Origin of the sequence: Kribbella sp. CA-294648 (genome assembly GCF_050943845.1) — a bacterium.
In the GTDB taxonomy this organism is placed as follows: Bacteria; Actinomycetota; Actinomycetes; order Propionibacteriales; family Kribbellaceae; genus Kribbella.
Genome location: NZ_CP191981.1, coordinates 2,682,707 through 2,695,386, shown reverse-complemented (window position 1 = coordinate 2,695,386; position 12,680 = coordinate 2,682,707). Strand labels below are relative to the sequence as shown.

11 protein-coding genes are annotated in these 12,680 nt (G+C 67.6%); 6 read left to right on the top strand and 5 right to left on the bottom strand.

Going from position 1 to position 12,680, the window contains the following annotated elements:
- Window positions 1-24: 24 nt before the first annotated feature.
- Together frc and ACQPYM_RS13025 are read right to left on the bottom strand one after the other, a co-directional pair.
- Window positions 25-1,251: a formyl-CoA transferase gene (frc, locus tag ACQPYM_RS13030; RefSeq protein WP_433019893.1), complete on the bottom strand. Its 1,227-nt coding sequence runs from the start codon at window positions 1,249-1,251 to the stop codon at window positions 25-27.
- A gap of 12 nt (window positions 1,252-1,263) precedes the next feature.
- Window positions 1,264-2,949: a thiamine pyrophosphate-binding protein gene (locus ACQPYM_RS13025; protein ID WP_433019890.1), complete on the bottom strand. Its 1,686-nt coding sequence runs from the start codon at window positions 2,947-2,949 to the stop codon at window positions 1,264-1,266.
- A gap of 181 nt (window positions 2,950-3,130) precedes the next feature.
- Between ACQPYM_RS13025 and ACQPYM_RS13020 the strand changes: the two genes are divergently transcribed.
- Window positions 3,131-3,415, top strand: coding sequence for a hypothetical protein (locus ACQPYM_RS13020; RefSeq protein ID WP_433019887.1), 285 nt, complete (start codon window positions 3,131-3,133; stop codon window positions 3,413-3,415).
- Window positions 3,416-3,926: 511 nt separating this feature from the next.
- Here ACQPYM_RS13020 and ACQPYM_RS13015 read toward each other — a convergent pair.
- On the bottom strand, window positions 3,927-5,285 hold the full coding sequence (locus tag ACQPYM_RS13015) for an MFS transporter (protein WP_433019884.1): 1,359 nt from the start codon (window positions 5,283-5,285) through the stop codon (window positions 3,927-3,929).
- Between the two features lie 139 nt (window positions 5,286-5,424).
- Between ACQPYM_RS13015 and sucC the strand changes: the two genes are divergently transcribed.
- Both sucC and sucD read left to right on the top strand, forming a co-directional pair.
- Complete coding sequence (sucC, locus tag ACQPYM_RS13010) at window positions 5,425-6,582, top strand: ADP-forming succinate--CoA ligase subunit beta (RefSeq protein WP_433019881.1); 1,158 nt, start codon at window positions 5,425-5,427, stop codon at window positions 6,580-6,582.
- 10 nt (window positions 6,583-6,592) lie between these two features.
- On the top strand, window positions 6,593-7,483 hold the full coding sequence (sucD, locus tag ACQPYM_RS13005; RefSeq protein ID WP_433019878.1) for a succinate--CoA ligase subunit alpha: 891 nt from the start codon (window positions 6,593-6,595) through the stop codon (window positions 7,481-7,483).
- On the opposite strand, the gene ACQPYM_RS13000 is transcribed toward sucD, so the two are convergent.
- The gene (locus tag ACQPYM_RS13000) at window positions 7,480-8,286 is read right to left on the bottom strand and encodes a hypothetical protein (RefSeq protein ID WP_433019875.1); all 807 of its coding nucleotides are present in this window, start codon (window positions 8,284-8,286) and stop codon (window positions 7,480-7,482) included. The two genes, sucD and ACQPYM_RS13000, sit on opposite strands and share 4 nt — an antisense overlap.
- Before the next feature lie 62 nt (window positions 8,287-8,348).
- Complete coding sequence (locus tag ACQPYM_RS12995) at window positions 8,349-9,380, bottom strand: LacI family DNA-binding transcriptional regulator (RefSeq protein ID WP_433019872.1); 1,032 nt, start codon at window positions 9,378-9,380, stop codon at window positions 8,349-8,351.
- A 102-nt stretch (window positions 9,381-9,482) separates the two neighbouring features.
- Between ACQPYM_RS12995 and ACQPYM_RS12990 the strand changes: the two genes are divergently transcribed.
- Genes ACQPYM_RS12990 through ACQPYM_RS12980 form a run of 3 tightly spaced genes read left to right on the top strand, consistent with a single transcriptional unit; the run spans window position 9,483 to window position 12,671 of the window.
- Window positions 9,483-10,346, top strand: a complete 864-nt coding sequence (locus ACQPYM_RS12990) for a carbohydrate ABC transporter permease (protein WP_433019869.1) — start codon at window positions 9,483-9,485, stop codon at window positions 10,344-10,346.
- The gene (locus ACQPYM_RS12985; protein WP_433019866.1) at window positions 10,343-11,206 is read left to right on the top strand and encodes a carbohydrate ABC transporter permease; all 864 of its coding nucleotides are present in this window, start codon (window positions 10,343-10,345) and stop codon (window positions 11,204-11,206) included. The genes ACQPYM_RS12990 and ACQPYM_RS12985 overlap by 4 nt, the downstream gene beginning before the upstream one ends.
- Window positions 11,207-11,216: 10 nt before the next feature.
- Window positions 11,217-12,671: a ricin-type beta-trefoil lectin domain protein gene (locus ACQPYM_RS12980; RefSeq protein ID WP_433019863.1), complete on the top strand. Its 1,455-nt coding sequence runs from the start codon at window positions 11,217-11,219 to the stop codon at window positions 12,669-12,671.
- The last annotated feature ends 9 nt before the right edge of the window (window positions 12,672-12,680 follow it).

Genomic DNA, 12,680 nt, shown 5'->3' with positions numbered 1-12,680 from the left:
CTCAGAAGCGGGGTGGGTGGTGGCTCAGATGACGCCGGCGGCCTTGAGCTCTTCGAGTTCGGCGGTGTCGATGCCGAGGGCGCCGTAGATCGCGGAGTTGTGTTCGCCCAGTCCGGGTGAGGTCTCCACCTGGACCGGCGAGTCGGACAACTTGATCGGGCAGCCGACGGTCTTGAAGGTGCCGCGCTGCGGGTGCTTCACCTCGACGACGGCGCCGAGCTCGGCCAGCGTCTCGTCCTCGATCAGTTCCCGGGTGGACAGGATCGGGCCGCACGGCACGTTCAGCGCGTTCAGCTTCTCCATCACCTCGAACTTGGTGTGCTGCTCGGTCCACGCCTCGATCAGCTCGAACATCTTGTCGAGCTTGTCCAGCCTGGCGGCCGGCGTGGCCCAGTCCGGGTCGTCGGCCAGCTCGGGCCGGCCGATCAGCGTGGCGATCGGGGCCCAGCCGGGTGGCTGGACGATCACGTAGATGTAGTCGTTCGGCCCGCCGGGGGCGGTCCGCACCGCCCAGCCGGGCTGGCCGCCACCGGACGCGTTGCCCGACCGCGGTACCTCGTCGCCGAAGTTGTCGTTCGGGTACTCCTTCAGCGGGCCGTGCGCCAACCGCTGCTGGTCGCGCAGCTTGACCCGGGTCAGGTTGAGCACGGCCTCCTGCATCGCCACGCTGACCCGCTGGCCCTTGCCGGTGACGGTCCGCTGGTAGAGCGCGGCGAGGATGCCGGCGACCAGATGGATCCCGGTGCCGGAGTCACCGATCTGTGCTCCGGTCGCGGTCGGCGGGCCGTCCTCGAACCCGGTCGTGCTCATCGCGCCGCCCATCGCCTGGGCGACCACCTCGTAGGCCTTGAAGTCCTCGTACCGGCCCGGCCCGAAACCCTTGATCGAGGCGTAGATCAGCTCCGGGTTGATCAGCTGCAGCCGGTCCCAGGTGAAGCCCATCCGGTCGATCGCGCCGGGTGCGAAGTTCTCCACCAGGATGTCGGAGTTCTTCACCAGGTCGGTGAAGATCTCCTTGCCCCGCTCGGACTTCATGTTCAGCGTGATGCTGCGCTTGTTGCAGTTGAGCATCGTGAAGTAGAGGCTGTCGACGTCCGGGAGGTCGCGCAGCTGCTGACGGGTGATGTCACCGGTGGGCGCTTCGAGCTTGATCACGTCGGCGCCGAGCCAGGCGAGGATCTGGGTACAGGACGGTCCCGACTGCACGTGCGTCATGTCGAGTACGCGAACGCCTTCAAGGGCTTTGCCCATCATCGTCCTCCCCTACTTGTACATGGTCTGGTTCATCGTTCCGGGCGCGTAGGCGTCCGGATCGACCCACACGTTGATCAGCGACGGCAGGCCGGACTCGCGGGCCCGCTGCATGGCCGGCCCGATGTCCTTGGGATCGCGGACCTCCTCGCCGTAGCCGCCGAGCATCTTGGCGAACTGGTCGTACTTGACGTCGCCGAGCGTGTTGCCGATCCGGCCCCGGTCCTGCCCGTACTTCGCTTCCTGGCCGTAGCGGATCTGGTTCATCGACGAGTTGTTGCCGACCACACCGACGAACGGCAGCTTGAACCGGACCAGCGTCTCGAAGTCCCAGCCGGTCAGTGAGAACGCGCCGTCACCGAACAGCGCGACGACCTCCTTGTCCGGCCGGGCGTACTTGGCCGCCATCACGAACGGGATGCCGACGCCGATCGTGCCGAGGGGGCCCGGGTCCATCCAGTGGCCGGGTGACTTGGGCTGTACTACGCCGCCGGAGAAGGTGACGATGTCGCCGCCGTCGCCGATGTAGATCGAGTCCTCGGTGAGGAACTCGTTGATCTCGTGCGCCAGTCGCAGCGGGTGGATCGGGTTGGCGTCCGACAGCTGCCGCGGGAGCCGCTTCTGGTACGCCGCGTCCTCCTCCGCCCGCAGCTCGCTGAACCACGCCTTGCGGTCGCCGGCCTTCGCGACCCGGCCCGACGACGCCTGGGTCACCGCGGCCAGGATGGCGCCCGGGTCGCCGACCAGGCCGAGGTCGATGTCGCGGTTCTTGCCGACGGTCCGGTAGTCCATGTCGATCTGGACCACGGTCGCGCCCTTCGGCAACCGGCGGCCGTAGCCCATCCGGAAGTCGAACGGCGTCCCGACGATCAGGATCAGGTCGGCGTTGTTGAAGCCGTACCGCCGGGACAGGTGGAAGTGGTGCGGGTCGCCGGGCGGCAGGGTGCCCCGCGCCGAACCGTTCATGTACGCCGGGATGTTCAGCTTCCGGACGAAGTCGATCGCCGCGTCGCTGCCCCGCGCGGTCCACACCTGCGTTCCGAGCAGCACGACCGGCTTCTCGGCCCGGGCCAGCAGATCGGCCAGCGCCTCGATGTTGGCCGGGTCGCCGATGCTCTTGGTGGAGGCCCGGTACCGGCCGGCCGCCGGGATGGTCGCGGATTCGACCGGGACCGAGTTGTCCAGGATGTCGCGCGGGATCTCCAGGAACGACGGACCCGGAGCCCCGTTGTAGCACTCGCGGAACGCCATCGAGACCATGTCGGCCACTCGTGCGGTGTGCGGCACGGTGGCGGCGAACTTGGTGATCGGCGTCATCATGTCGACGTGGGGCAGGTCCTGCAGCGACCCCATCTTGTGCTGGTTCAGCGCGCCCTGGCCGCCGATCAGCAGCATCGGGCTCTCGGCCCGGAAGGCGTTGGCGACGCCCGTGACGGCGTCCGTCGTACCGGGGCCGGCGGTCACCACGGCGCAGCCGGGCTTGCCGGTCATCCGGGCGTAGCCGTCGGCGGCGTGGGCCGCGACCTGCTCGTGGCGGACGTCCACGACGGCGATGCCCTCGTCGACGCAGCCGTCGTAGATGTCGATGATGTGGCCGCCGCAGAGGGTGAAGATCACGTCGATCCCCTCGGCCTTGAGCGCCTTGGCCACCAGATGCCCGCCCGAGATCGTGGCGGTACCCGGCTGAGGCTCGTTCACCTGCGACACCGCTTGGCCTGCGTCTATTGATGCTGGGGAAACTGTTTGGGCCATCTGTGCAGTCATCTCCTCAGAGGAAGGCCGACCTGGAATATCGTTCTGTAGATTGCATACCGTATGTGGTAGTCGTAGTCATATCGCACCGTCGATCCCGTTGTCCAGAGCTCAGCAGGGAGTTGTCATGACGATCCACGACGAACTCGATCAGACCCGCCGCGCGGTACAGAACCTCGAGAAAGCCCTTGCAGCGTTGCGGAACCAGCTCGGGCCGCACCTCGACGTACTGCGCCTGCTGGACGACGTAGCGCGTTGCTCAGCCGACCTGCGACGACTGGAGGACCAGCTCGGTACGCCGAGCCGGCACGAGTTGGTGGCGATCCCTGACGACGACTACACCCACGGCCTCTGGGCGACCGGCGACGCCGACCACGAAGGGCTGGGCGCACCAGGCCGTCGAGCTCCCTGAAGCGCTAGACACTGTTTGAGCAGCTGCCGAAGCTGGACGTCGTCCGCCGCTCGCGCGGTGACGGCCACGGCTTCGGCAGCGTGTTCGCCGGCAACGAAGGTGCGATAGAACGGTTCGCTCAGACCGATCCGGTCGAGCGGCGGCAACCACCAGCGCGCCGCCCCTCCTGGTGACTCCCCATTACCCAGCAGATAGAGCGCGGTTCGCTGCGCGTTGGACAACCGTGCGTGTTCGTCGCGGGTCAGCTCCCCCGCTGTCGTGAGAGCCGTCGATATACAGAGCGCGACCAACCGGGCCGACGTTTCGAAGCCGGCCCGCGCGGTGCCCAGGAAGGCCGGGGCCAAAGGCAACAGCGCCCGGCGCCCGGCCTTCGTACTGTGGTCGTGCACCATCCTGGCGATCGAGCCGAGGACCGGATGAACGCAGCTCGGTCGATCCGTCCACGGCTCCCGCGCGAGCTTGGAGACCACTTCCAGCACACACGGTTCGGGCCGCGCCACCCGGCCGTAGGTCACTTCCCCGGCCGTACTACTCCGGCGACCGGGGTGCCGAGTTGCGATTGGAGCGTGAGGGCCGGTCGCCCGGGTTGCTTGAGGAACCGCACACTGAGCGCGGTGACCAGACCGAGCAGCCCCGCACCGAGGAAGACCGGCCGATAGCCGATCGCTTCGACCAGGCTGGCCGTCACACCGACGCCGACCAGCCCACCGGCCGCCTTGGCGCTGTACAGGATCGCCTGGTTCTGCAGCAGGCTGTTCTCGCCGAAGAACTCGAGCACCAGATTCGCCATGATCGCGTAGAAGGCGCCACCTCCGAGCCCGGCGAACATCGCGAAGAGCACGAACGCCCACCCCGCCCCGGCCTCGCCCGCCAGCACGAGCCCGATATGCGTCAGCCCTTCGATCATCAGTACTGCGGCCAGCACCCGCCGACGGCCGAACCGATCGGACAACTGACCGGCGAAGGACCGCCCGAGACCGTTGACCGCGGCAAGCAATCCGGCAGCGAAACCGGCCACGGCCAGCCCGAGCTGCGCCTGGATCGCATAGCTGACGACGAAGGCGATGCCGAACAACGACAGCGCAGTACTGAGTGCAAGAGTCAACCACATCAGCGGGAGCGCTCCGGTGCGCATCGCTTCGCCGGGGCGGTAGTGCCGGGCGGCGGGGATGTTGTTGGGGATGCTGCGGTTGAGTTTGCGGTCGACCGCCCACGCTTGCGCGTCGAGTTCAGCGGGCCACCAGTGCCGCGGCGGATCCTTCAGGACGCCGCCTGCTGTCAGCACGATGAGCAACGCCAACGCGGCCGCGAGGTCGAAAACCAAGCGATAGTCGGCGACGGTCAGCAACGCGATACTCGGCACGGCTCCGACGGCGAACCCGCCGGTGACGAATCCGATCGTCGCAACCCGGTTGTCAGGGAACCACCTGCCGGCGGTCGTGATGCAGGCGGCGTACACGAGACCCGCGCCCATGCCGCCGATCACGGCATACCCGAGCACCACAGCCGGATAGCTCGCAGCGTGCGCCAACGTCGCCAGACCGGCAGCAGCGAGCACCCCACCCAGTACGACGAGGCGAGTCGGCGTGACCCGGCGTACCCGCTGGAGCCAGGCCGCGGGGATCGCGACCAACGCCTGACAGGCCACGAAGATCGCCAAGAGCCACATCGTCTCGACCGTGCCCCAACCGCGACCAGACTGCAGGTCGAGAGCGGCCGTGCCGAAGGAGTACTGCAAGGGGCTGATCGCCACCATGCAGGCCCAGGCGGCCCACAGTTGCCAGCGTCTCGGATGCCCGGTGAGTTCCCGGGCATCTTCACCGACCCGGTACTGGCGGCCGTACACGTCACGAACATCCCGTGCTGTCATCAGCGCCTCCCTGACTACTGCATACCGTATGTGGTCTTTGGTACTCCTCTCCGCTATCGGTTGTCCAGAGTTGGGAAGGTCTTGTGACCAGAGTGCATACAGCATACAGTCGGCCACAGACCGATCGAGGAGGACTTCTGTGGATCTGATGGAGTACCAAGCCAAGGAACTCTTCGCGCGGCACCACGTGCCGGTGACTCTCGGCCGGGTGGTCGAAGACGCGGCCGATGCCGCTGCGGCGGCCGAGGAGCTGGGCGGCCGGGTCGTGGTCAAGGCGCAGGTGAAGGCCGGCGGCCGCGGCAAGGCGGGTGGCGTCAAGCTCGCCGCAACGCCGGCCGAGGCGACCGAGCGGGCCCGCGACATCCTCGGCATGGACATCAAGGGGCATACCGTCCGCCGGGTCCTGCTCGCGCCGGCCGCGGACATCGCCGAGGAGTACTACTTCTCCTTCCTGGTCGACCGGGCCAACCGCAACTACCTGTGCATCGCGAGCACCGAGGGTGGCGTGGAGATCGAGGAGGTCGCGCACAGCAACCCGGATGCGATCGCCAAGATCTCGATCGACCCAGCCATCGGGGTGGACGCGGCGAAGGCAGTGGAGATCGTCAGCGCCGCGGGCTTTCCCGCCGAGGCGGCGTCCGTAGTACAGGCGTTGTGGGAGGTGTTCATCGCGGAGGACGCGTCGCTGGTCGAGGTGAATCCGTTGGTGAAGCTGGCCGACGGATCGCTGGAGGCGCTCGACGGGAAGGTGACGCTGGACGAGAACGCGGCGTACCGGCATCCCGATCATGCGGCCTTCGACGACAAGGCGGCCGCGGATCCGCTGGAGGCAGCGGCCCAGGAGAAAGGGCTGAACTACGTCAAGCTCGACGGTTCCGTGGGCATCATCGGCAACGGCGCGGGACTCGTCATGTCCACCCTCGACGTCGTCGCGTACGCCGGACAGGCGCACGGCGGGGTGAAGCCGGCCAACTTCCTGGACATCGGGGGTGGCGCTTCGGCCGAGGTGATGCGGAACGGGCTGAGCATCATCCTCGGAGACCCGCAGGTGCGCAGCGTCTTCGTCAACGTGTTCGGCGGCATCACCGCCTGCGACGCCGTCTCCAACGGGATCGTGCAGGCACTCGAGCTGCTCGGCGCCGAGGCGGACAAGCCGCTGGTGGTCCGGCTGGACGGCAACAACGTGGAGGAGGGCCGGCGGATCCTCGCGAAGGCGAACCACCCGCTGGTGACAGTGGTCGACACCATGGACGGCGCCGCCGATCGCGCCGCCGAGCTGGCCGCTTCAGGCCTTTGAGGAGACAGACATGGCTATCTTCCTGACTGAGCAGAGCAGGGTCGTGGTCCAGGGCATGACCGGTGCCGAGGGACAGAAGCACACCTCCCGGATGCTTGCCGCAGGCACCAATATTGTCGGCGGCGTGACGCCGGGCAAGGGCGGCCAGTCGGTCGACTTCGCCAAGCGCTCGATCCCGGTATACGGATCCTGCGCCGACGCGGTGAAGTCGACCGGTGCGGATGTGTCGATCGTCTTCGTGCCGCCGAGGTTCACCAAGGGAGCGGTGATCGAGGCCGTCGACGCCGGGATCGGCCTGGTGGTGGTGATCACCGAAGGCGTACCCGTGCATGACACGGCCGCGTTCTTCGCCCACGCGCAGGCGGCCGGCACCCGCATCATCGGCCCCAACTCCCCAGGCCTGATCAGCCCCGGCAAGGCGAACGCCGGCATCATCCCGGCCGACATCGCCGGACCCGGGCGGATCGGACTGGTGTCGAAGTCGGGCACGCTGACCTACCAGATGATGTACGAACTGCGCGAGTACGGCTTCACCACGGCGATCGGGATCGGCGGCGACCCGATCATCGGAACGACCCACATCGACGCCCTGCGGGCCTTCCAGGACGATCCCGAGACCGAGGCGATCGTGATGATCGGCGAGATCGGCGGCGACGCCGAGGAACGCGCGGCGACCTTCGTCAAGGAGTACGTGACCAAGCCGGTGGTCGGTTACGTGGCCGGCTTCACCGCGCCGGAGGGCAAGACGATGGGCCATGCGGGCGCGATCGTGTCCGGTTCATCCGGTACTGCGGCCGCCAAGCAGGAGGCGCTCGAAGCGGTCGGGGTGAAGGTCGGCAAGACGCCGAGCGAGACCGCCGGCCTGATGCGGGCGGCCCTCGACCAGCTTCTCGTGCACTAGGTCGACACCAGGACGATTCCGGCCAGCACGGCGGCGAGGCCGGCCACGGTGGCGATCGTGAGTCTTTCCCGCAGCACCACGATCGCCATCAGGTTGCCGACAGCAACATTCATCGTGCGGCCGGCCGCGATCGTGGTGACTGGTGACAGCGACATCGCCACCAGGACCAGGCCGTAGCTGGCCGGCGTCAGGACTGCGATCGGGAGCGCCTGGCGCCAGTTCTCGAGACTGCCGCGACGCGGTTTCACCAGCAGGCTCAGCACCAGCAACTGGCCGACACTGGCGACCGCGAGATAGGGCAGCACGCTGACGCCCAGCGAGGCGATCGCGTAGCTGTCCCAAAGGGTGTAGGCACAACTGCAGGCCGCGACCGCCATTCCCCTCCCGCTCCCCCGGCCCGGTGCGACCCGGTCCATCACGAGCACACCGGCCAGTACGGCGACTACTCCGCACCAGATTTTCAGGGACGGTGCGCCGATCCAGGGAATCGCGGCGAGGGTGACGAGGACCGGCGTCATCCCGCGACTGACGGAATACACGACCGAGAAGGCACCGCTGCCGTAGGCCCACTGCAGGACGACTGCGTAGACCGTATGCAGGACCATGCTCACCAGACCGGCCGGCCACGACTTCGCCAGCTCGCCCTGCAGGGCGGACCAGATCAGCAGGCCCAGCGAAGCCGGCGCGCCGATCGCCGTGCAGAGCCAGACGAACTGCGGGCCCTGCTGCCCGGACTTCTTCATCAACAGGTTCCAGGCCGCATGGCAGAGCGCGGCCGCCGTCAGAATCCCCACCACCGTCACGTAGACAGTGTCTACATCCTCAAGGTAGACACTGTCTACTCAGCTCAGCCTGCCACTGAGGGTCACTGGCGAGGCGGCCCGCTGCTGGCTCGGACGATCAGCTTGGTGTCCACCGAGACCGGCTGGTGGTGGTGTTCGCCGGCCTGGATCTGGCTGATCAGCGCATCGACGCTCCGGCGGCCGACCTCGGAGAAGAACTGCCGGACCGTCGTCAGCGGCGGCCAGAAGTGCGCCGCCTCCTCCTTGTCGTCGAAGCCGACGACGCTGATGTCACCGGGCACCTCTCGGCCGTGCTCGTGCAGGGCATGCAGCAGACCGAGCGCCATCTGGTCGTTGGCGACAAAAACCGCGGTGACCTCGGGGTTCGCGGCAAGCTCACGCCCCGCGTCGTACCCCGACTCCGTCGACCAGTCGCCGGTCAGCACCGGAGGCACCGGGCAACCCCGATCCTGCAAAGTCTTGCGCCAGGACGCCAACCGCCGCGAGGCCGCGACCGAGGTGGCCGGACCACCCAGATGCCAGACCGTCTTGTGCCCGAGATCCAGCAGATGCTCGGTGGCGATGCGGGCACCCTGAGCCTGGTCGGTGTCCACGACCGGATAGTCGAACTCCGCGTCGGAGTCCACCACGACGACCGGCAACCCGTCGGGCAGCATCACCTCCGCCTCGTCGAGCTGGTGCGCCTCGATCAGGATGATCACCCCGTCGACGGCCTGCTCGCCGAGCCGGTCGAAGGCACCGGTCAGGGCCGCCTGGGTGGCGTCGAGCACCGGCATCAGGTGGACGGCGTACCCGCTGGCGGTGGCCGCGGTGGCCACGGCGTCGAGGGTGCGGGTGTTGCCGAAGCTGGACAGCTCGAACACGATCACGCCGATACTGCGGAACCGCCCGTTGCGCAGCGCCCGCGCCGCGCCGTTCGGCCGGTAGCCGACCTCGCGCATGGCGGCCAGCACCCGGTCCCGGGTGGCCGCGTCGACGTTGTGCCTGCCGTTCGCGACCCGCGACACCGTTTGACCCGAAACACCGGCCAGCCGGGCCACGTCGGCCATCGACGGTCCACGCCGGCGGCGTACCGGAATGTCGTCCACTGTCATCGGCAGCTCCTTCGGGCTCTCGCCGAACTATAGACATGTTGACGTCAACACAGTACCTTTCCGGACAGAAATGTTGACGTAAACATCGGAGGCCGCAGGCAGATGCACCGAGATACCAGGGGATGGGTCTTCGTCGGACCGTTCCTCGCCGTTTTCGCGCTCACGTTCCTGGCCCCGATCGGGTACGCGATCTATCTGAGCCTGTTCCGCGACCAGGCGTTCTTCGGCGGCACCGTGTTCGTCGGGCTGGACAACTACGCCGCGGTGATCCAGGACGCCAAGTTCTGGGAGTCGTTCCTGCGGGTGCTGGCCTTCCTGGTCGTCCAGGTGCCGGTGATGCTGATCCTGGCCCTGCTCGCCGCGCTCGCGATCGACAGCGCCCGGCTGCACGGCGCCAGCTTCTTCCGGATCGTGATCTTCCTCCCGTACGCCGTACCGGGGGTGGTCGCGGTGCTGATGTGGGGCTTCATCTACGGCAACAACTTCGGCCTGGCCGCCGATCTCAACGATCTGCTCGGCAGCTCGATCCAGCCGCTGAGCAAGTCCTGGATGCTGCCCTCGATCGCGAACATCGTCACCTGGGAGTTCGTGGGCTACAACATGCTGATCTTCTACTCGGCCCTGCGCACGATCCCCGAGGATCTGTACGAGGCGGCCGCGATCGACGGGGCCGGCACGTTCCGGACCATCCGGGCGGTCAAGCTGCCGGCGCTGCGCGGCGCCATCGTGATCGCCACCATCTTCTCGATCATCGGCAGCTTCCAGCTCTTCAACGAGCCGAACATCCTGCGGGTGCTGGCGCCGAACGTGATCACCACGTACTACACGCCGAACATGTACGCCTACAACCTGTCGTTCGCCGGCCAGCAGTTCAACTACTCCGCGACGGTCGCGATCGTGATGGGTCTGCTCACCGCGATCATCGCCTACGTCGTCCAGCTGCGCGGTTCCCGGGAGGCACTGTGACCACGACCTCGCCGCTGCGGCCGAAGCGTTCGCCGCTGCTGACCGGACTGATGGGGCTCTACCTCGTCTACACGCTGGTCCCGCTGCTCTGGTTGTTGATCAGCGCAACCAAGACCCAGAACGACCTGCAGGCCACCTCCGGCTTGTGGTTCGGCAAGCAGTTCGCGTTGTTCGCCAACATCCGGGACACGCTGACCTACAACGACGGCATCTTCGTGCGCTGGCTCGGCAACACCCTCCTGTACGTCGTGGTCGGCGCGGGCGGGGCCACCCTGCTCGCGACCGCGGCGGGGTACGGGCTGGCGAAGTACAAGTTCAAGGGCCGGCGGGCCGTCTTCGCGGTCCTGCTGGGAGCGGTCGCCGTGCCCGGTACCGCGCTGGCCGTGCCGACCTTCCTGATGTTCTCCAACCTCGGGCTGACGAACACCGTCTGGGCGATCATCATCCCGTCGCTGGTCAGCCCGTTCGGGCTCTACCTGATGTGGGTCTATGCCACCGACGCCGTACCGCACGAACTGCTCGAGGCGGCCCGGATCGACGGGGCCGGCGAGATCCGGATCTTCTTCACCGTCGCCCTGCGGTTGCTTGCCCCCGGCATCGTCACGGTGCTGCTGTTCGCGGTGGTCTCCACCTGGAACAACTACTTCCTGCCGCTGATCATGCTCAGCAAGCCGACCCTCTACCCGCTCACCGTCGGGCTGACCCAGTGGAGCAACCAGGCCACCGGAGTGGGCGCCCGGCCGATCTACAACCTGGTGATCACCGGCTCGGTGCTGACCATCGTGCCGCTCGTCGTCGCCTTCCTCCTGCTCCAGCGGTTCTGGCAGTCCGGTCTGAGTGCCGGCAGCGTCAAACAGTGAAAGGAATCTGATGAGAACTGCAGTCTGGCGGAGCGCCGCGGCCGCACTGGTCCTGGTGACCAGCACGCTCGTCGCCGCCCCGGCCATCGCGCCCCCCGCCACCGCCACCACTACCGCCACCACCGACGCCACCGCTTCGGCCACCAACGGACCGGCCAGCACCCGCGAGTTCCGCGGCGTGAACTGGGCCGACCCGCGCGACAACTACGCCTCGGACGAGGTCGTCCCCTCCGGCCTGAGCACCGCTGACGGCTACGCCGCCACCTACCGCAAGGCCACCGGCATCGTCGGCGAGTTCCGCAAGGAGCTGAAGGCGAACACGATCCGGCTGCCGATCAACCCGTCCAGCGTCGGGACCGACTGGTGGAAGTCCTACCGCGGCGCGATCGACGCCGCCACCGGCCAGGGCTTCAAGGTGATCCTCAGCTACTGGGAGGCCAACGACGCCAAGGACGGCCGGGTCGACAACCCGGCCGCGTACGACGCGATGTGGAGCACCGTCGTCGCGGCGTACGGGAAGAACCCGCGGGTGTACTTCGAGCCGATGAACGAGCCGTTCGGGTACTCGCTCGACGAGTGGGTGTCGCTCACGTCGTCCTGGCTGGCCAAGCACAAGTACGTTCCGCGCGGCCGGGTGGTCATCTCCGGGACCGGCTACAACGACAACGTGACCGGCGTCGGCGCGGCTGCCGCGCTGAAGGGCACGCTGCTCTCCCTGCACTTCTACGGCTTCTGGGACGACGCCACCACCGAGCAGGAGTGGCTGGACAACCTCAGGCCGCGGATCGGCGAGTACGGCTGGCGCACGATCATCGACGAGGCCGGCTCGCCCATGACCATCGGGCTGAACTACGGCAACCACGAGGGCAACGTCTCCACCGCGTACTTCGGAGCGCTCACCCAGGTCGCCCGCGAGCAGGGCATGGGTGTCGTCTACTGGCCCGGTCTGCGCACCGGCGACTCGTACTCCCTGACCACGCTGGTCGGCACCTCGGACCTCACGGTGAACAGCGCAAGCGGTCTGGCGCAGCTGCACTGGGGCTGGGGCCTGCTCAAGACCGAGCCGGTCAACGACCTTCCGCCGGCACCGCCCGGTGAGCAGCTGCGCGGCGTCGCGAGCGGCCGCTGCCTCGACGTACCGGGGTTCTCGACCACCGACGGCACCGCTCTTGACCTGTGGGACTGCAACGGCGGCGGCAACCAGGCGTGGCACCCCACGGCGGACAAGCAGATCACCATCTACGGCACCAAGTGCCTGACCCCGAACGGATCGACCGCGGGAAGCCCGGCCATCATCACCGGCTGCACCGGCGGGTCCGACCAGACCTGGGAACACAACCCGGATCTGTCCATCTCCAGCATCGGCCGACCAGGTCTCTGCCTCGAAGCTTCCGGCACCGCGAACGGAAGCCCGGTCATCGTCTCGGCCTGCAACGGCCAAAGCAACCAGCAGTGGGAACAGTGAAGGGATCCA